This window comes from Arthrobacter sp. Y3221114 (assembly GCF_059092625.1).
Genome location: NZ_JBNHHW010000007.1, coordinates 209,618 through 230,767 on the forward strand (window position 1 = coordinate 209,618; position 21,150 = coordinate 230,767).

Annotated in this window: 10 protein-coding genes; 5 read left to right on the forward strand and 5 right to left on the reverse strand. The window is 66.0% G+C overall.

The window, feature by feature from the left end; translation table 11 throughout:
* Positions 1-79 precede the first annotated feature (79 nt).
* The 4 genes from AC5RV3_RS15490 to AC5RV3_RS15505 all read right to left on the reverse strand — a co-directional run bounded on the left by AC5RV3_RS15490 (position 80) and on the right by AC5RV3_RS15505 (position 9,305).
* Positions 80-6,250 (reverse strand): Ig-like domain-containing protein, encoded by a 6,171-nt coding sequence (locus tag AC5RV3_RS15490; protein ID WP_494122878.1) that lies wholly within the window; start codon positions 6,248-6,250, stop codon positions 80-82.
* 229 nt (positions 6,251-6,479) lie between these two features.
* A complete protein-coding gene (locus AC5RV3_RS15495; protein ID WP_494122879.1) occupies positions 6,480-7,802 on the reverse strand; it encodes an adenylate/guanylate cyclase domain-containing protein in 1,323 nt (440 codons plus the stop codon).
* 18 nt (positions 7,803-7,820) lie between these two features.
* Complete coding sequence (locus AC5RV3_RS15500; protein ID WP_494122880.1) at positions 7,821-8,381, reverse strand: PH domain-containing protein; 561 nt, start codon at positions 8,379-8,381, stop codon at positions 7,821-7,823.
* A gap of 36 nt (positions 8,382-8,417) precedes the next feature.
* Entirely contained in the window at positions 8,418-9,305 is an 888-nt protein-coding gene (locus tag AC5RV3_RS15505) for a biotin--[acetyl-CoA-carboxylase] ligase (RefSeq protein ID WP_494122881.1), read from the reverse strand.
* A 237-nt stretch (positions 9,306-9,542) separates the two neighbouring features.
* On the opposite strand from AC5RV3_RS15505, the gene AC5RV3_RS15510 reads away from it, so the two are divergent.
* Positions 9,543-11,138, forward strand: coding sequence for an acyl-CoA carboxylase subunit beta (locus AC5RV3_RS15510; protein ID WP_494122882.1), 1,596 nt, complete (start codon positions 9,543-9,545; stop codon positions 11,136-11,138).
* Positions 11,135-11,407, forward strand: coding sequence for an acyl-CoA carboxylase epsilon subunit (locus tag AC5RV3_RS15515; protein WP_494122883.1), 273 nt, complete (start codon positions 11,135-11,137; stop codon positions 11,405-11,407). Before AC5RV3_RS15510 ends, AC5RV3_RS15515 begins: the two co-directional genes overlap by 4 nt.
* A gap of 35 nt (positions 11,408-11,442) precedes the next feature.
* Here the strand turns inward: AC5RV3_RS15515 and AC5RV3_RS15520 are convergent, their stop codons facing one another.
* On the reverse strand, positions 11,443-12,702 hold the full coding sequence (locus tag AC5RV3_RS15520; protein ID WP_494122884.1) for a serpin family protein: 1,260 nt from the start codon (positions 12,700-12,702) through the stop codon (positions 11,443-11,445).
* 170 nt (positions 12,703-12,872) lie between these two features.
* Here AC5RV3_RS15520 and AC5RV3_RS15525 point away from each other — a divergent pair, with 170 nt between their 5' ends.
* The 3 genes from AC5RV3_RS15525 to AC5RV3_RS15535 all read left to right on the forward strand — a co-directional run.
* A complete protein-coding gene (locus tag AC5RV3_RS15525) occupies positions 12,873-14,603 on the forward strand; it encodes a DUF885 domain-containing protein (protein ID WP_494122885.1) in 1,731 nt (576 codons plus the stop codon).
* Between the two features lie 267 nt (positions 14,604-14,870).
* Positions 14,871-15,530 carry a Maf family protein gene (locus AC5RV3_RS15530; protein WP_494122886.1) on the forward strand — a complete coding sequence of 220 codons (660 nt, stop codon included), beginning with the start codon at positions 14,871-14,873 and terminating at the stop codon, positions 15,528-15,530.
* A gap of 857 nt (positions 15,531-16,387) precedes the next feature.
* Positions 16,388-21,150 (forward strand): carboxypeptidase regulatory-like domain-containing protein (locus tag AC5RV3_RS15535; protein ID WP_494122887.1); only part of this gene is annotated, 4,763 nt, incomplete at its 3' end.

Consider the following 21,150-nt stretch of genomic DNA (forward strand, 5'->3'; position numbering starts at 1 on the left):
CAAAAGCCTTTGCTAGTTTAGGAACCGACAGCCGTGGTCCCGAATCCCGACCTGCTGTCGTTCCACGACGGCGCTCCGATCAGCACTTGTCATCATCTGTGTTCATGCCCGAAGGCAGCCGGCTTCCGAGGTGTCCGGCGACGCCTGACTCCCGCACGTGGATGCCCTTGACCACCAATCCGTTGTTATGGGTATACGACGGGTTGGAATACGACTGCCGGTACCAGTAGCCATCGGACGATGTGATGTAGCACGCGACGGTGATGGTGGTGTGCTTTCGCTCGAGATTAGCCCAGTGGTTACCGGCACATTCCCCGTTGCTGAAGTTGGCGCCGAGACTCCCGATGTACTCCATGCAGGTACGCCACCCAGACTGTAACTTGGTTTCGTTGCCGCCGACGATAACATCCCAGCTCGTTTTCGGCGGCGGCGGTGGCGGCGGGGCGTCGCCGGAGCTCGCCGAAGCGGACGCTACCGCACCGGCCGTGCCGCGGGAATTGATCGACTGCGCTTCGAACGTCACGCGCTTGTTGTACGCGCGGGTGTCTACCGTCTCGCTTCCGGAGTTGGCCACGTCCCGCCAAGCGCCCCCGTCGATCCGGATCCGGATTTGGGCCACGTCGTGGCTGTTCGCCGCCGGTGCGCTCCAGTTGAACGTCACGGACTGCTGTTCCCTGGCGCCGTCCTGTCCGGAGACACTGGGCTTCCCGGGGGCTCCATACGGAGTCGCGTTGTTGGACGCGGCGCTCGGCGCACTGGAGTAGCTCGCGCCGTCACTGTTGGCCACGGAGGTGATGCGCACGTTCACGGCCTTGCCGTTTGTGAAGCCTCCCACCTGCTGCCCGTTCGTGATGGCCATGGTCCGGCCGTCACTGAAGGTGGCCCGGTAGCTGACTTCGCCGGACTGGGCGCCGTTGCGCTGCGCGGCGGTCAGTTCGTTGAAGGACACCGTGACCGCGCGTCCGGCCCCGCCGGTCTGGGCTTCGCTCAGCGAGGCGCCGGTCGGGGCATCGGGAGCGCCCACCGCCCGCCGCGCGTTCGACTGCGGGCTGGCCTCGCCCGACCCGGCCTTGTTCCGGGCCGTGACGGTGTAGGTGTAGGCGGTCTCCGAGTTCGGTGCCGTCACGGTCTGCGACGTGGCATTCACCGCCGGGAAGGTCCGGGTCAGCCCTCCGCCCTGGTATTCGCGCACGGTGTAGTCGAGAATCTCGCCGCCGTTGTTGGACGGCGCGGCCCAGCTCACCTTCAGCTGGCTCTGGTCCCCCACGGACTTCACCCGTTCGGTGGCAGGAGCGGTGGGAGCAGCCGGCGGACCGGCCGGCACCTCTGCGGCGGAGTAGGCGCTGAAGTCGCTCGGTTCCGGGGCGCGGTTGTGCGCCTGCACCCGGACCTCATACGCCTGGCCGTTTTCCAGCCCCTCCCACCTGTAGCTGGTGCCGGTCAGGCCGCTCTTCTGCAGCGGGCCGCTCGGCGGGGCCGGCGAAATCTCCAGGGTGTAGCTCTCGATAGCCGAGCCTTCGTTGGCCGGTGCGGTCCAGCTGACGTCCAGTGACTTGTCGCCGAACTTCAACTGCGGAGCGGCCGGGGTTGCCGGCCGGACATCCGGCCGGGCCACCGCCGACTCAGCCGACGGATCGGACGTGCCCACGGCGTTCTCCGCCGTCACGGTGAAGGTGTATTCGACGTCGTTCTGCAAGCCGGTCAGGGTGCAGGTAGTGGTCGCGCACTGCTGGCTGAATCCCCCGCCTACTGCGTTCACGGTGTAGCCGGTGATCGGCGCGCCGTTGTCGCCGGGCGCCGTCCAGGACAGCACCACGGTCTGGTTGCGGACCGAGTCCACCAGCGGCGTGCCGGGCGTCTCCGGCCGGCCCTTGACGACGAGCGAAACGTTCGCCGTAGCCTGCCGGCTCCCCTCGCGGGTCTTGTCCTCCACCGTGTATGCGACGGTCATGGTGCCGGAGAAGTCCGCGCCGGGCGTCACGATGATCCGCTCCCCGTCGATCTCCGCGGTGCCCCCGTTGCCGGCCACGGCGCTGACGATCGTCAGCGGTGTTTCCGGGAACGGGTTCACGTCGTTGGCGAGCACGTCTACCGGCAGCGCTTCGCCCTGCACGGCGTCCGGCACCTCGTCGTCGTTGGCGACCGGTAGTGGGCGGGTGGAGGCGGTCGCCCGCACACTCACCCGGCTGGTCACCTTATCGGAGCGGCCGTCGGTAACGGAGAAGTTGACCACGCCGGTGGCGCCGGTCTGCAGCGCGGCATCCGCCGCCACACGCAGCACGCTGCCCTCCAGGCTGACGTCGAATCCTTCCGGCGTCCCGCCTTCGACGGCGAACTGCAGCTTCTCCAGGTCCTCCGGGTTCGGGTCGCTGGCCAGCGGGCGCAGGTCGTAGCTGACGGCGTCTTCGCCCTTGGCCACGTCGAGCGTTCCGGTGGTCAGTTCGGGCGGGAAGTTCCGGTCGGCGGCCGGGATCACCTTGGTCATGATGGTGAGCGTGGACTTGAGCCCCTCGGGGTCGTCGGGGCCCGACCCGTCGGTCACCTCGAACGTGATGGAGCCGCGGCCGGCGTAGTCGCGGTCCGCCTTGTAGCTGAGCGTGCTCGCGTCGGCCATCCATTCGTCGTCGCTGGTGCCGATCGCGCGGATGTTCTCCGCCACCGTGATCCGCGGGGTGCGGCCGGGCCGGACTTCCACCAGTTCGGTCAGGTCCAGCTGCAGTTCCTCGCCGGCCGTCACGTCCAGCGGGGTGTTGTCGCGCAGCACCGGATACTGCTCGCCCAGCGGCGGAACCCAGATGACCGCAGTGGCCTGCAGCCCGTCCACGTCCCGGACGGTGTAGGGAATCAGCTGGACCGCGTCGGTCAGCTCCACGTTGACCTGGCCGTCGGCGACCGCCCGGGCGGTCGGATAGTCACCATCGACCAGGACGTCCAGCTCCTTGGCCACGCCGTCCGGGTCCTCGTCGTTCTCCAGCACCGGCACGTCGACGGCGGTGCGCCCCTTGATGTCGGCCGATTCCACCCGATCATCACGGGCCAGCGGCGCCTGCAGCGGGGCGTCCCCGCTCACCTGGACCGTCACGGTCCCGACGGCGGAGCCGCCGCGGTCGTCGCCCACGGTGTACCGGGCGTTGACCGTGCCTTCCTCGGCCGGAGTCGTCAGATAGGCGCGCCCGTCTTCGGCCTTGGCCGCAATCGACTCGGGCGTTCCGACGATTTTGTCGGGGTCCAGCAGGAGCGCGTCGCCGTCCGGATCCGAATCGTTCTTGAGCACGTCGACCGCCACCGTCCGGCCCGGCCGGATCTCGATCCCGTCGTCGATCGCCACCGGGTTCTGGTTGCTCTCCGGCGCGGGGGCAATGCCCACCCGGACCGTGGCCGTATTGACGGCGTCCAGCCGGTCCCTGACCTGGTAGGTGAAAGTGTCGGTTCCCGCGCCCTGCGCCGATGCCGTGTAGTCGATGTAGTTGGGCCCGGCGACGGCCGCACCCTGGGCGGGAGCCTTGTCTATGCCCGTCAGGTATACCGAGTCGCCGTCGGGATCGATCCCGTTCAGCGGGATGGGAATACGAACCGTCAACCCCGCGATGGCGCGGGCCTCCTGGTTCTTGGGGGCGGGCTGGGAGTTGGACTCGTCGTCGCGCGGGAGGATGTTGATCCTCAGCTGGGCCGAATCCCTCTGTCCCGTCGTGTCAGTCACCTCGTAGACCGCATAGACCGTCTTGGCCTGCTGCCCGGCGATGAAGCGCACGGTGTTCTCGGCCGTGAAGATGCGGCCGTCGGCAGGGTCCGGGGCCTCGGCGAGCTCATCCACCAGCTCCAGCGTGTCGCCGTTCGGATGAGTGTCATTCGCCAGCACCTCCACCGTCACGACGTCGCCGACCCGCACGGTGGCCGTATCGGCCTCGGCCTGCGGCGGCAGCGGCTTGTCCTGGCCGGCCACGGAGATCACGCTGACCTCGCCCGTGGCAGAGGCGAAGCCGTTCGACACGGTGTATCGGATGGTGGTCTGCTGGTGCAGCCCCTTCACGTCGGAGAGGCGCAGGATGTTGTGGTCCAGCACCTCGACGGCGACGGGCGCACCGTCCGCGTCCACCGAGGTAACGACCAGGACCCCGCCGGCGGGGTCGGTGTCATTGGCCAGCACATCCACCAGCACCTGCCCGTTCTCCGGCAGCAGCGCAACGTCCCGCACGGCCACCGGCGCGCCGCCGCCGTCGTCTTCGGTGGCATCGATGCGGATCAGGCCGGTGGTGCTGGAGGGCCCATTTGTGACGAGGTAGGTGAAGTAGTGGGCGCCGGCGGCATCGGCCGTGAACTTAACCGTGCCCGCGTCGTAGTCGGGCACGATCGAGGTGTTGGCCGCGGAGCCGGTCTTGGCCAGCCGGAGTTCCCCGCCGTTCGGGTCCTGATCGTTTTTCAGCGGCGCGATCTGGATTTCCTGGCCCACGGTCGCGGAAAAATGGTCGGCGTTGGCCAGCGGCGGCAGCGCGCCGGGCGGGCGGACGTCGAACACCACCACGTCCTCGGTGGTTTCGGAACCATCGGACACCCGCACCGTGACGTCCTTTTTGCCGAACGTCTTCCCGACGTCCTGGAAGGTCAGCAGCCCGTCGGGCCGGGTCCGCACGAGGTCGCCGTCGGCGGTGTTGTCGGCGCCGAACAGGAACAAGTCGTCCCCGTCCGGATCGATCCAGTCGCTGAGGATGTTCTGGCTGATCTCGCGGCCCTGTTCCACCAGGATGGTGGTCTTCCGCTTCGGTTCCGGCGGCAGGTTGCTGCCCTCCGCGCGCACGTCAATCGCTACCCGCGCCGTGTCCGTACCGCCCCGGCCGTCGTCCACCTCGTAGTTGAAGGTGTGCCGGCCGGGTGCAGCATCCCCGTTGACCACGATCTGCAGTCCGGTGCTGTCATAGATGCCCTGCACCTCGCCGATGCCCGGGCCGTCGCCGGTCAGGCGGGCGGTGAGCACGTCGCCGTCGGGATCGGAGTCGTTATCCAGGATGGTCAGCGTGGTGGTGCGGCCGGCACGGACGCCGAAGGTGTCGTCCTGGGCGACCGGCGGCTGGTTTTCCTCGGTGCGGTCGGGCAGCGTGTTGACCGGGTTCTCGTCCGCCGAGTCCTCTTCGTCCTCTTCGTTCTCCTGCTCCGGCGGGATCAGGTCGCTCCAGTTGTCCACCAGCTGCATGTTTTCGAGCACCAGCCACACGTTTCCGGCGTTCACATCATTGAGGACCACAATGTCCCGGTTCACCCGGAAGACGAGCGACGCGTTCGACCCGATGCCCTGGATCGGCTGCGCGAGATCATCGGCGTCGTCGCCGCAGTCCCGCAGGTAGTGGTTGACGCCGGCCCAGGCCGCGTGCAGGCAACCCGCGAGCTGGACCGGCGCGGCCGGTGTTCCGGTGCCGTCCAGCGGCACGACGTCCGCGTCGGATCCATTCAGCGGCTGCTTGATCAGGGCCGATTCGGTCGCCAGCGCCACGAACGGGCTCTTGTCTCCGCTGAGCTGCAGCGCCCCGCCGCGGGCGTCCGGCACGGTGACCTCGCGGCCGCCGGGGAGAACCAGCAGGCCCGAGTCGGCGTCGAAGACCACCGCTTCTTCCCCCACGGCGGCTATCTGGAGATCCCCGGCTTTTGCCAGCGACTCCACCCGGTGCCCGCCGGTGCGTTCGGCCACGCCTTCATCGTTGACTTCGAAGCGGGCCACCTCGCCGGCATCCGGATCGGCGACGAAGATGGTGTCCTGCTTCGATACCGTGGCCACGCTGCCCTTGGCATCGGTGAGCAGCGGCTCGGCCGTTTCCTCATTGAACGACCCCAGCTCGTCCGCCGGGCTGATCCAAACCTGGCCCTTGACGGTGTCGGTGATGGACAGCAGCGTGTTGCCGAAGGCCACGTCGGCGGTGCCGGGCAACTGCTGCTCCGACCCGCGCTCCATCTGCGCCACGTCCACCGGGCTGAGCATCGACTGGTCCTGGTTCTCCATGAACACCGTGCCGGCGTTCTGCATGACGTCGAAGCCGTCGCTGTTGGCCCTGAAGCCGCCGTCGAGCACCTGGGACTGGTAGTTGAGGTGGCCGACCATCCCCTGGCTGTTGTTGGTGACCCACACCCCGCCGTCGTTCAGGTCCACGTCAGCGGTGGGGAAACCCTGGTAGTAGATGGCACCGCCGACCACCAGCGCCGTCGCCACAGAGAAGGTAGTCGTCGATGCCAGCGTCTTGCGCCGCCGCGTCCGCCCGAACATTCTTCCCCGCAATGCCCTGATTCCTTTGTGATCCCGCGCCGATTCCCCGTCGGCGCTTCGCGGAATTCCGCGACAACACGCCGGCAAGGCACCCAAAGAGGGCCTTGGTGCACCAAGGGCCCTTACCGACTATTGCACGTATAACCACTGAGCGTAAACCCGAGGGCATGGGGAGCGCTCCCCTGCCGGGCGAAGTCTCGGGAACGACGACGGCAGCGGCGATCCGAACCTAGTCGACGACCAGCCCTTGGCCGGTGCCGTGGGCAACTGTGACCGGGTTGACCTCGCCGAATCCGCGGACGGTGCGCACCTTCTGCGGTATCAACACGAACCTCTCATCCCCGGCGAGCGTGGACGCGGTGGACGCATCGACCAGCACGGTGCCGGGCTCCGCGAGCGTGGTCAACCGGGCGGCGAGATTGACCGTGGGGCCGTAGATGTCGCCGAGCCGGGAAAGGACCCGGCCCCAGACCATGGCGACCCGCGCCGACGGCAGCAGGTCGTCGTCACCGATGGCCTTCGCCAACGCCAGGGAGATTTCAGCCCCGGCCTGCGGCGAGGACGCGATGTAGAGGACTTCATCGCCGATCGTCTTCACCAAGCGCCCGCCGCCCACGGAGATAATCTCGGCACAACGGTTTTCGAACCGCTGGACCAGTTGGGCGAGGGTCTTCTCGTTCATCTGGCGGGACAGGCTCGTATAGGAAACCAGGTCCGCGAAACCCACGGCCCGCAACAGGGGCAGCGAATCGACGTCGCTACCTGCCCCGGCGCCGGCCCCCAGGGAGGCCTCGGCCCGCACGGTCAGGCGGGCGACCCCGGCGTTGAGCTGTCGGCGGTAGGAGTAGAGCAACAGCTTTTCCAGGGAATCGATCAGGTTCGGCAGCTCATGGACCAACCGCTGGCGAGCCTGGGCATCGGTGAGCCCCCGCTGGTGCACCATTTCCTCCACCAACGCCTCCACCTGCCAGACCACCATGCGGTCCGTCATCTGGCCGACGGACCGGGTGATCGAAATGGCCGCTTCTTCGGTCAGCCGCTCCTCGCGGACCAGATCGATGATGGTGGTCAAGGCATCCAGGTCGGCCTGGGTGAAGGCGAGGTCCTCGTCCCCGAGGTTGGCGAACCCCAAAGCCCGCCAGATCTTGCGGGCCGACAAGAGCGAGACTCCTGCACCGGCGGCCACTTCACGGCGCTTCATGGTCCGTTCGGAGCCCAGCAACCGGATCTCGAGATCCTTGATCGCTTGCCGGTCCACTTTCCCGTTGGACTCGGCGGCGGGTGCTGACTGGGCGGGCAACGGCACGCGCGGCATGGACAACGTCAGCGGCTCGGGCTCCCCGGCCGGGTGGCCTCCGGCGGCCCGCAGCCCTTCCGGTGCCGGCTCGGCCTCCAACACAGGTTCCGGATCCTCCGGGCGGGTTTCCTCCAGCTCTTCGTCCGGTTCGTCCGCGGCCGGCGGCGGGACTTCGCGGCGCAGCAGGTGGGGCAGCTCGGGATCACGCGGGACCGGTGCCCGGCGCGGTTCATCCTGTCCGCTGCTGATGTCCATCCTGTGCTTTCCTCCCTGTCAGCTGTCCCAGCTGTTCCACTCGTTTTCCGTTTCCATGTCTACACCATCAAACATGGCGGTGCGTGGCAGCTCCTCAATGGCCTCCACCACCAACGATCTGAACCGGTGAACCTCCGGTACGTCAACCAGCCTGCTGGTGCGCCCGTGCCCCAGGTCGATCGTGAGATTGCCGCTTCGCAGTGTGCGCTGGATGATGGACTGTTCGCTGTGGACTTCGGCAATTGCCACCAGCAGCAACTGGCGTTCATGCCGCCGCCCGACGCCCTGGCGGATGATGAGCCGCCTGCTGCTCAGCAGATACCGCGTACTCATCCAGCGCAGCAGCGGCAACAGGAACAGCCGTGACAGCAGCGCCGCCACCGTCACCGCCAGTCCGGCGAGCAGCAACGGGCGCCACTCGACCACCCAGTCCGGCGGGCTGGGGCGGCTGAGGTTGCCCAGCACGTAGGAGCCGGCGCCAAGCACAAGCAGCGCTGCCACCACCGGCCAGGAAAGCTTCCGGGCCTGCGGCCGTGTCGCCACGATCACGCGCTCCCCCGGATCCAGATTCAACCGCAACGCGGCTCCCGGACGCAGCAGGGCGTATGGAGCAACTCAGGGACCTTCGTGCGGCCGGAGGTGCACGACGTCGCCGGCTGTCACGACGTGCTCCGTGCCCTCCGCATCCCGGATTTTCACGGCGCCGTAAGCGTCCAGGCCGAAGGCCTCGCCGATGATCTGCTTCCCGTCAGGAAGCTCGGCGCGCACCTGCTGTCCCAGCGTGACCATGACGTCGCGCATGCGCCCGATCAGGCTGGATCCGTCGTCCCATTCGGCCGCGGGGTCGCCGCTGACATCGCAGAACTGCCGGTAGCGCTGAGAGAACACCCGCAGATAGGACATCAACAGGATATTCCGGTCGGTCGTCCGGCCCTTTTCCAGCGCGACGCTGGTGGCCGTGGGAACGGGCAGCTCATCCCTGGAGAGCGTCACGTTGAGGCCGGTGCCGAGAACGACGGCGGGGGGCGAGCCGTCGGGGTAGCTGACGATTTGGGCCAGGATGCCGGCGATCTTTCGTCCGGAGACCAGGACGTCGTTGGGCCATTTGACCTCGGCCTTGAGCTGCGCGTACTCGCCGAGCGCCTCTGCCAGCGCGGCGGCCGCCAGCAGTGAGAACCAGGAGTAGCTCTGGGTCGGCACGGGCCGGCCGGCGTGGTTGAAGGGGCGCAGCAGGATGCTCACGATCACCGACGAGCGCGCCGGGGCGCTCCATTGCCGTTCCAGCCGGCCGCGGCCTGCGGTTTGCACCTCTGCGGCCAGGACGCTCAGGTCCGACCAGCCCACCTTGTCGGCGACCGCCTTGGCCGCCAGGTCGCTATTGGTGGAGCCCGTGGATTCCACCAGTTCGAGCCTCCGGTACGGGCCCAAGGGTGCGCAGAGGGCGTCGCTGAGGCCGTCGAAATCCAGGGCCGGTCGGTCAACGTCGGAGAAACTCGGGCTCATGTATCCCATCCTACTGACCGCGGGCCGCCGAGGGGCTGCCGCCGGGCCGCCGTCGTCGGCCTCGATCGGGCAAAAGCAGTTGCGGCGAAATTGTAGGGTTCCTACAGCGGGCGCAACGCCGATGCTCACTAGACTTGGTTCAGCGGCGTGCCTGTGCCCTGCTGTTTTGTGCGAAACCTACTTAAACAGCCTGCAGAGCGCCGGCATCCGACACCCTCGGCAGAATCCGGAGAATCCATGAGCCTCGATCAAGACCTTGATCTGCAGACCACTGCAGGCAAGATTGCGGACTTCCGCCGCCGCCAGGCGCAGTCCATGCAGCCTTCCGGCGCCGAGGCGATCGAGAAGCAGCATGCCCGCGGCAAGAACACCGCTCGGGAACGGATCGAAATGCTGGTGGACGAAGGCTCCTTCGTCGAGTTCGACGCCTTTGCCACGCACCGGTCGACGGCCTTTGGCATGGAGAAAAAGAAGCCGCTCGGCGACGGCGTCGTCTCCGGTTACGGCACCGTCGACGGGCGCCTGGTCACGTTGTACAGCCAGGACTTCTCCGTCTACGGCGGCTCGCTGTCCCAAGTCAACGGCGAGAAAATCGTGAAGGTGCAGGAATTCGCCCTGCGCAACGGATGCCCCGTTATCGGCATTAACGACGGCGGCGGGGCGCGCATCCAGGAGGGTGTGGCATCGCTGGCGATGTTCGCTGACATCTTCCGCAACAACGTTGCCGCCTCCGGCGTGGTGCCCCAGATCTCGCTGATCATGGGTCCGTGCGCCGGCGGGGCCGCCTACTCCCCCGCCCTGACGGACTTCGTGGTGATGGTCGACAAGACCAGCCACATGTTCATCACCGGACCGGACGTCATCAAGACGGTCACCGGCGAAGAAGTGGACATGGAGACGCTGGGCGGAGCGCGCCAGCACAACGCCACGACGGGCACCGCCACCTATCTGGCCGCCGATGAGTCGGACGCTGTCGAATTTGTCCGCGAGCTGCTCGAGTTCCTCCCCTCGAACAACCTGGCCGAGGCTCCTCCGCTGGACTTCGAGGAGGAACTCGAAATCACCGCCGACGACCTGGCCCTTGACGAACTGATTCCGGATTCGGCCAACCAGCCGTACGACATGCGGACCGTGATCGAGCACGTCGTCGACGACGGCAACTTCCTGGAAATGCAGTCGCTGTATGCGCCGAACGTGATCATCGGTTACGGCCGCGTCGAGGGGCACACCGTCGGCGTCGTCGCCAACCAGCCCATGCAGTTCGCCGGCACCCTGGACATCAACGCCTCCGAAAAGGCCGCCCGCTTCGTCCGTCACTGCGACGCCTTCAACATCCCCATCCTCACCCTGGTGGACGTGCCCGGCTTCCTGCCGGGCAAGGACCAGGAGTTCAACGGCATCATCCGCCGCGGAGCCAAACTGCTCTATGCGTACGCCGAGGCCACGGTGCCGAAGCTGACGGTCATCACCCGCAAGGCCTACGGCGGTGCCTACATCGTGATGGGCTCCAAGAAGCTCGGTGCCGACCTGAACCTCGCCTGGCCCACGGCCCAGATCGGCGTGATGGGCGCCCAGGGCGCGGTCAACATCCTGTACCGCCGCGACCTGGCGGCCGTGGCTGCCGAAGGCGGCGACGTCGAGGCCCGCCGGCAGGAGATCATTTCACAGTACGAGGAAGAGCTGCTCAACCCGTACCAAGCTGCCGAGCTCGGTTATGTCGACGCCGTGATCGCACCGTCCGACACCCGCCTCCAAGTGGTCCGCGGCCTGCGGGCGCTGCGCGACAAGCGGGCGACCATGCCGCACAAGAAACACGGGAACATTCCGCTGTGAGCCGCTGGTCAGACATGAACACTGCACAGCCTTCGGACTCGGCCGCGGTGCCGCACGACGATGCGGTCGTGCGACCGCAACCGCTGCTGACCGTGGCCAAGGGAAATCCGAATGCCGAAGAGCTCGCCGCCCTGACAGCCGTCGTCGCCGCCCTGCAGTCCGGCGGGCCGGCCGGCTCGCCCAAGGGCAGACCCCGGCGAAACCGCCTGCCGCTGCTGCGGCCGTTCGTCTCGCACGGACCCGGGGCCTGGCGGCACACCTTCCGGTAGCCGGCTCCGGGGCCCGGGTACCACCCTCCGGGCGCTCAGCGCGGGTCCAAGACCGTGCCGAGGAACAGCGGGAGCCCCGTCGGCAGGTGGACGATCTGGTACAGGAAGGGCCGGTCGAACGAAAGCTCGACGTCGGGCCGTGGTGGCAGCGAACCGGCCAGCACGTCGAGCTCCGTCACCGCCGCTGCGACTGTCCCCTTTTCCCCGACGGTGATGTTGGCTTGCTGGGCCGCGCCGGTCACCGAGGCGTCCTGTTGAATGGCCTCCAAATCGGGATTCGGCCCGAAGGTCTCGGCGAGTCCGAGTCCGCGCAGGATCGGCAGCAGGTCCTGGTGGTGGGTGTGGTTCCAGGTGGGCAGCTGCAGAAGGACCACGGCGTCGGCTGCGCTGTCCATGACCGTAGCCACTTCCCCCAGGCCTTCTTCGTCCAGGACCGGCGCGCCGCCGTCGGGCAGGACAAGGCGCATCACGAATCCGTCGCTGTACGGCAGGTCGATGCCCTGCCAGCCATTCCCGCGCCCGTACGCCGCCTGCACGAGATTGCCCATCATGGGTACCTTGACCGTCCCGCCCGAAGCCGTCGTGAAGGCGCCGTCCTCCGTTGCCGACGGGTCGAACGGCTGTTCCCAGGCAGCTGCGAAATAGACGGCGTTGAGGAGGGTCAGCGTGTTCCCCGGGTCGAAGGTGCCGGGGGCCTCGGTGATGCGGCCGCCGGTGTGGTGGTCCACCCACGCATCCATTGCCTGTTTGGTCGCTGGATCGGAATAGTCCACCGGATACACGCCGGAGCCGTAGTGCCGGGCCAGGGTGTGCAGGTAGTCCTCGCCGGTGGGCGTCCCCTCGTCCACGAAGATGCCGTTCGCCAGGTGCAGCAGCGGCCGGACCGGCGGCTCCTCCTCGTCGACCGAGCTCAAATCGCCGTCGAAACCTTCCCACCCCGCCAACAGCCCGTTCATGGCGCCGTCAAGATTTCCGTCCGGCAGCCCCAAAACGGCATCCATCTCGCGGGCCGTAGTACTGCCGGCGCCCGCGCGGAGCATGGCAACGGCATAGAGCAGGCTCACCGGACTGGTGACCTGGTTTTTCGCCGGCGCCGCCGCGAGCATGGCTGCTCCCAGCTTGTAGGTCGAACGCCGCAGCGCGTCGACCTCGGCGGGGTAATCCCCCGCTGCCGCGTCCACCCGGGCCACACCGTCCGCGGTCAGCAGTTCCGGAGGCGCCGCACAGCCGCCGAGCACCATGGCGGGCGCCACCCCCAAAGCCGCCAGCGCCGCCGTCGTCCTCTTCCGCACCATGCTCTCCTCACCGTTGATCCCCCAACCTATGGCGCGGCAGGCCCTGAGGGCCAGAGGCAGCACACTACAATTCCGTGACAATCGCCGCGTGCCCGACCGGCCTTAGGGTGCCGGACAGCAGCCGCGCTACGGCGGCGTGGCCGGGGCCAGCGGGTTGGTAGGCTCTCCCTGTGACTGAGCAGACATCTGAACTGACCAAGACCCCGGAAACCGGGCGCACTCCGTCCGCCATCGATGCCGTCGCAGACGCCTACACGGCGGCCCTGCTGGAGTTGAACCCTTCGCTGGCAACCTCCCTTGGCATCCCCGGACACGAGACCGAGTACCCGGACTACTCCCCTGCCGGCGCCGAGGCCTTCGCCGAGGTTACCCGGGAGGCGCTGCGGCGGCTCGAGGACCTGGAACCGACCGACGACGTGGACCGCGTCACCCTCGATGCGATGCACGAGCGGCTGGGCCTTGAGCTCGAAATCCACGAGACCGGGTGGGACCTGGCGGACCTGAACAACATCGCCTCGCCGGCGCAGGACATCCGCGCCATCTTCGACCTGATGCCCACCAACACCGTCGAGGACTGGAACAACATCGCCGGCCGCATGGCGCACGTTCCGGACGCGATTGCCGGCTACGTGACGTCGCTGCGCGAGGCCAAGGACCGCGGTCTGGTCGCCGCCAAGCGGCAGGTGCGGATCGTGATCGAGCAGACCCGTGCGTACGCGACCGAGGACGGTTTCTTCCGCACGCTGGCCGGGCACGCTGCATTGGAAGAGGGCGAGCTGTCCCAGGACCTGTGCGACCGGCTGGCCGAAGCCGCGGGCACCGCGGCGACCGCCTACGGCCGGCTGGCCTCGTTCCTCGAGGCCGAGCTGCTCCCGGCGGCCCCGGAGAAGGACGCGGTGGGCCGGGAACGCTATGCCCTGATGTCGCGCCGTTTCCTGGGGTCTGCGGTGGATCTGGAAGCCACCTATGCCTGGGGCGTGGCGGAACTCGACCGCATCATCGCGGAGCAGGAAGCCGTGGCGGAACAGATCCGGCCCGGGGCCAGCATCGAGGAAGCGATGGCGCTGCTGGATTCGGATCCCCAGCGGCAGCTGCACGGTACCGAAGAGTTGCAGGCGTGGATGCAGGGCCTCTCGGACAAGGCCGTGGAGGAGCTGGCCGACCACTTCGACATTCCCGAACCCATGCGCGAGCTGGAGTGCATGATCGCCCCAACGCATGAGGGAGGCATCTACTACACAGGGCCCAGCGACGACTTCGCCCGGCCGGGCCGGATGTGGTGGTCGGTGCCCGAAGGCGAAGACAGCTTCACCACGTGGAAGGAAACCACCACGGTCTACCACGAGGGCGTTCCGGGCCACCACCTCCAGGTCGCGACGGCCACCTACCGCCGCGAGCTCCTGAACAACTGGCGGCGGAACATCTGCTGGGTTTCCGGCCACGGCGAAGGCTGGGCGCTGTATGCCGAACGCCTGATGGATGATTTGGGCTACCTGGCCGATCCGGGCGACCGGATGGGCATGCTCGACGCGCAGCGCATGCGGGCCGCGCGCGTGGTGTTCGACATCGGCGTCCATCTGGAGCTGGAGATCCCCGAGCGCTGGGGCTCGGGAACCTGGACCCCGGAGAAGGGCTACGAGTTCCTGCGCAAGAACATTGCTATCAGCAAGGGCCAGCTGGACTTTGAGTTCACCCGGTACCTTGGGTGGCCGGGACAGGCCCCGTCCTACAAGCTCGGCCAGAAGCTCTGGGAGGAAATCCGCGACGAGCGGCGGCGTCGGGAGGGCGATGCCTTCGACATCAAGGCCTTCCACAGCCAGGCGCTGAACATCGGCTCGGTGGGACTGGACACCCTGCGGCGCGCACTGCTGGGCGAGGACCCGGTAGCCGCCGCCAGCTGACCTGGGACCCGTCCGGCCGGGCGCGGACGGCCGGGCACAGACAAACAGGAGGGGCCGATGCATCCCCCAACGGTGCACCGGCCCTCATCTGTGCCGAGTCCTTCGGCCCGGTCAAGGGCGTACTCTCCGGCGGGAGAAGCTCCCGCCGAAATCGTACGGTCAGGCAACCGGTCCACGGAACAACGGCGGCAATTCTTTACGCTCAGGTCACGGGCCGGAAACACCCTAAGCAGGGTTCGCTTTGCGGCGCCGGATAAGCTTGGTCGGATGACCGACCTTCGCCTGATCCTGGCCTCAGCATCCCCCGCCCGCACCAAGCTCCTGACCGAAGCCGGCATCGCGCACGAGGTCCTGGTGTCGGACGTGGACGAAGAAGCGGTCACGGCCGGCTACGGCATCACCGACCCCCACGACACTGCGCTGCTGTTGGCACGGGCCAAGGCCGAGGCTGTTGCGGCGCTCCCCGCGGCCGAGGGCGCCCTGGTGCTTGGCTGCGACTCGGTGTTCGAACTCGACGGTGCGCCGTACGGCAAGCCGCATGAGCCGGACGTCGCCCGTGAACGCCTGCATCGGATGAGCGGGCGGCACGGCGTGCTGCACACCGGCCATTGGCTGGTGGACTGCCGCCCCACCGCCTTCGAAGCCGGCGCGCAGGACACCCCCGACGCGGGATCGGGTGCCACGGTGGGCGCAGTCGCCTCCGCCGCGGTGCATTTCGCCCAGCTCACCGAGACGGAAATCGATGCCTACGTGGCCAGCGGCGAACCGCTCCACGTTGCCGGTTCGTTCACCATCGACTCGCTGGGCGGCGCCTTCATCGAGCGAGTGGACGGCGACCCCCACGCCGTCGTCGGCCTTTCCGTCTCCACCCTGCGCCGGCTTCTGTCCAGCGCCGGCGTTCAGATCACCGAGCTCTGGGGTTATTAGGCTTTCCCCGGTCCGGGAGCGTCGCTTTTTATGACGTCGTCTAAGCCTGTGTTTAACCGTTTCATCATTTTCTGCTTAATTCCATAGTCGGAAAACTTGTTTTTCCAAACTGCGGGAAATTCTCTCCTATATTCGTCCTTGTCTGACGTCATCAGACTGGGGGAATCTGGTTTGGCGCCGTCAGCAAAGTGCCCCTCATCGCACACGAGTTGGGGTACTACATGTTTCGCAAACGGCCTCCACGCCGGCTTAGTCTCAGATACGTCCTTGCGGTCCTGCTGGCCGCGCTGCTCTCTCTAGGAACGATTCCGGCCGTTGCTGCCGAGATCGGTTCGATCGAGGGCACGGTGACAGTTCCTGAAGGCCATTCGGCAGCATCGGTTACTGTGCGCGCGTTCACCGCCACAGACCACGAAGCCGCAGGAGAAGCGAAGGTGGCTGACGACGGCCGTTACCTCCTGGTGAATCTCGTGCCGGGTGACTACAAGCTTGAGTACGTGAGCGATGACGATGAAATCGCCTCAACCTGGCATGGAAATACTTCTACATTCGATGATGCTGCTCTGATCGCGCTTGGTGCAGCGTCACTGACGGACGTTAACGTCACCTTGCCTCTAAAGCCAACCGGCGCTGGTGCTGAATCGAAAGACAGTAGTAAAACAGCTGATTTAGAAGCTTCGGCTCCGTCCGCCCCGGAGACAGGACTGGACGAGCAAGCGACCATCGAAGCCGAATCCGTGGTGCAAGACCAGACCGAACAAGCTAGGCCGGACACAACGCGCGATGATGCTGCAAGCTCGGAGACAGCTGCACCCTCACTAGCCGCATCGGCTACTGCGACTATCTCCGGGACCGTTGTGCTACCGGAAGGCGTCGACCCTGCAGGGATCAGCGCCATCGTTTATGGCACGGATTACGAATGGCTCAGCTCCACCCAGCTCAACGAAGACGGGACCTACACCCTCACCGGGCTGGCTGCCGGCGACTACAAACTGGAGTTCGATGGCGGTGGCTCCGGCGCGCTCTCGCAGTGGTATGACGGCGCGCAATCCTTCGAAGTGGCCGAAATCCTGCCCCTGGCCGACGGCGAAGAGCGCACCAACGTCAACGCCGAACTCGCCAAGGCTGCCAGCATCTCCGGAACCATCGTGGTTCCCAACGGCGCCAACGTCAGTGATGTATACGTTTATGCCTACACCGACAATGAGTGGGACGACGTAGCCTCAAGCTGGGTGCAAGAAGACGGTACCTACAAGCTCACCGGACTGACAGCGGGCGAGTACAAACTAAAGTTCCACGGCGGCGGCTCCGGTGCGCTCTCACAGTGGTACGACGGCGCACAAACCTTCCAAGAAGCCCAAACCCTGCCTCTGGCCGACGGCGAAGACCGCACCAACGTCAACGCCGAACTCGCCAAGGCCGCCAGCATCTCCGGAACCATCACGGTGCCCGACGGTGCCAACGCCAGCCGAGTAGAGGTTCGGGCATACACCGACGATGAGCGGGACTACGACGAATGGGACTACGCTGCCTCAGCATCCGTGGAACGTGATGGCACCTACATCCTCACCGGGCTGACAGCGGGCGACTACAAACTGAAGTTCTCTGCCGGCCGTTCCGGCGCGCTCTCCCAATGGTACGACGGCGCACAAACCTTTGAAGAAGCCCAAACCCTGGCCCTGGCCGACGGCGAAGACCGCACTGACATCAACGCCGAACTCGGCAAAGCAGCCAGCATCTCCGGAACCATCACGGTGCCCGACGGTGCCAACGCCAGCGATGTGCACGTTCGTGCATACGACTCCGAAGGGGACTATGTCGCCTCAGCTTGGCTAGAAGAAGAAGACGGGACCTACACCCTCACGGGGCTGGTCTCAGGCGACTACAAACTCGAGTTCGATGGCGGCGGTTCCACCGCGCTCTCGCAGTGGTACGACGGCGCACAAACCTTCGAAGAGGCCAAAACCCTGACCCTGGCCGACGGCGAAGACCGCGCGAACATCAACGCTGAACTCGCCAAGGCTGCCAGCATCAGCGGCACGGTGACCATGCCTGTGGGTGCCGATGCCGAATCTGTCCGGGTCCGTGTCTACCAGGTCGAGGATCCAGACGAATCGGTCGGCGGCACATTGCTGGACGAAGACGGCACCTACACAATTTCGGGACTAGCCGCTGGACAATACAAGATCCATTTCTCCGCCGGCGGCTCCGGCGCGCTCTCACAGTGGTACGACGGCGCCAAAACCTTCGAAGACGCCCAAACCCTGACCCTGGCCGACGGACAAGACCGCGACAACATCAACGCCGAACTCGGCAAAGCCGCCAGCATCTCCGGAACCATCGTGGTCCCCCACGGCGCCAATGTCGGTGCTGTACGCGTTCGCGCATACACCGACAACGAGTGGGACAACATAGCCTCAGGCCGGGTGCAAGAAGACGGGACTTACACAATCTCGGGTCTGGCTGCCGGCGACTACAAACTGGAGTTCGATGGCGGTGGCTCCGGCGCGTTCTCGCAGTGGTATGACGGCGCGCAATCCTTCGAGGAGGCCAAAACCCTAACCCTGGCCGACGGCGAAGACCGCGACAACATCAACGCTGAACTCGGCAAAGCCGCCAGCATCTCCGGGACCGTTGCACTACCGGAAGGCGTCGACCCTGCAGGGATCAGCGCCACCGTTTATGGCACGGATTACGAATGGCTCAGCTCCACCCAGCTCAACGAAGACGGGACCTACACCCTCACCGGGCTGGCTGCCGGCGACTACAAACTGGAGTTCGATGGCGGTGGCTCCGGCGCGCTCTCGCAGTGGTATGACGGCGCGCAATCCTTCGAAGTGGCCGAAATCCTGACTCTGGCCGACGGCGAAGACCGCGACAACATCAACGCCGAGCTCGGCAAAGCCGCCAGCATCTCCGGAACCATCGTGGTCCCCCACGGCGCCAATGTCGGTGCTGTACGCGTTCGCGCATACACCGACAACGAGTGGGACAACGTAGCCTCAGGCCGGGTGCAAGAAGACGGGACTTACACAATCTCGGGACTGGCCGCTGCAAAGTACAAAATTCACTTCTCCGCAGGCCGCTCCGGCGCCCTCTCGCAATGGTACGACGGCGCCCAAACCTTCGAAGAAGCCCAAACCCTGGCCCTCGAAGACGGCGAAGACCGCGACAACATCAATGCGGAACTCGGCAAAGCCGCCAGCATCTCCGGAACCATCACGGTCCCCGCCGGCGCTAACGTCAGCGGAGTAGAGGTTCGGGCATACACCGACGATCAGCGGCACTACGACGAATGGGACTACGCTGCCTCAGCATCCGTGGAAGATGACGGCACCTACATCCTCAACGGACTTACAGCGGGTGACTACAAACTAAAGTTCCACGGCGGCCGTTCCGGCGCGCTCTCACAGTGGTACGACGGCGCCAAAACCTTCGAAGACGCCCAAACCCTGCCCTTGACCGACGGCCAAGACCGCACCGACGTCAACGCTGAACTCGCCAAAGCCGCCAGCATCAGCGGCACGGTGACCATGCCTGTGGGTGCCGATGCCGAATCTGTCCGGGTCCGTGTCTACCAGGTCGAGGATCCAGACGAATCGGTCGACGGCACATGGCTGGACGAAGACGGCACCTACACAATTTCGGGACTAGCCGCTGGACAATACAAGATCCATTTCTCCGCCGGCGGCTCTGGCGCGCTCTCACAGTGGTACGACGGCGCCCAAACCTTTGAAGATGCCAAAACCCTGACCCTGGCCGACGGCGAGGACGGCAGCATCAACGCTGAACTGGCCAAAGCTGGGAGCATCTCGGGTGTAGTAACAGCCATGGCAGGTGGCACACCGGAGGGGGTTGAAATCAGACTCTACTCGGCAGCCACTGGTGAATGGCTAGCTGAGGAAACTACGAACAAGTCCGGAGTCTTCACCTTCCAAGGAGTGGCTGCGGGCGACTACAAGTTGTACGCCAGCACATGGGGAACAGGGCTCCTCTCGCAATGGTATTCAGGCGCCTCGACCAAGAACACCGCCGAAGTCGTGAGCGTCGCCCCTAGCCTGGACGTGGACGGCATCAATTTCAACCTCAGCACCGGCCTAACCATTTCGGGAACCATTTCCGTGCCGGAGGGCTATAGTCTCGAGGACGTTGAAATCACCCTCTATGACTCTGACGGCGACCAAATAGGTTGGACAAACACGGATGCGGCGGGACGCTACTTCGTTTCCGGACTCGAAGACGGCAACTACAAGTTGAAAGTCCATGCCTGGGGTACGCGTCTCGTTCCCCAATGGTACAAAGACGCACGCTCGGGGGACGATGCGCCTGGCCCGGTGGTTCTGGCCGGCGGGGATCTGACAGGAATCGACATCGAGCTGCAGCCGGGTGGCAGTATTCACGGCAAGATCACAGGCCCTGTCGGCCACAATGTCGAGGAGATGTACGTCTACGTCTACCATGCCGAGACTGGCGAATGGGGGAATAGCGGCGTCGTGAACCGAGATGGAAGCTACTCCGTAATGGGCCTTGCGCCCGGTGGATACAAGCTGCACTACGTCAGCTACGACGGTTTGAACGATAGATGGTATGGAAATGCTGCTTCAATGGCGGATGCCACAGTCGTGATCATTTCTGGAAGTGCTGATTTGTCCGGTATCGATCTCGTTTTCGGAGAGAGAACATTCGCCACTGTCACTCCACCGAAAATCAGCGGCGATCTGGCTCTCGGTTCTGTGCTTACCGCGGCCCCTGGACAGACCGAGCCTGTGGCCTCGAAAGTCCAGTACCAGTGGCTGCGCAATGGGAAGGCTATCGAGGGCGCGACTTCCGCCAGCTACAAGCTGGCTGCGGCTGACGCTGGGACACAGATCAGCGTGCGGGCCAGTTACTTCTTGGCCAACTACGCGACGGAATCGGCGGTGTCAGCAGCTGTTGCGCCTGTCTTTACCTTTACGGATGCCCCCGCACCGACGCTCACCGGCGGCAACGACGTCGGCGCGACCCTGACCGCCGTGCCCGGCACAACCACACCGGCAGCCACCACCGTCACCTGGCAGTGGCAGCGCGACGGCAAGGCCATCGACGGGGCGACCAAGGCGACCTACACCCTGGTCGGCGACGACGCCGGAAAGAAAATCACCGTCACCGCCACTTACCAGGCCACCGGCCACACCGACATCACCAAGACCTCGGCCGAACGGACCATCAACAAATTGTTCACCGAGACCGCGGTCCCGACCCTCACCGGCGGCAACGACGTCGGCGCGACCCTGACCGCCGTGCCCGGCACAACCACACCGGCAGCCACCACCGTCACCTGGCAGTGGCAGCGCGACGGCAAGGCCATCGACGGAGCGACCAAGGCGACCTACACCCTGGTCGGCGACGACGCCGGAAAGAAAATCACCGTCACCGCCACCTACCAGGCCACCGGCCACACCGACATCACCAAGACCTCGGCCGAACGGACCATCAACAAACCGTTCACCGAGACCGCGGTCCCGACCCTCACCGGCGGCAACGACGTCGGCGCGACCCTGACCGCCGTGCCCGGCACAACCACACCGGCAGCCACCACCGTCACCTGGCAGTGGCAGCGCGACGGCAAGGCCATCGACGG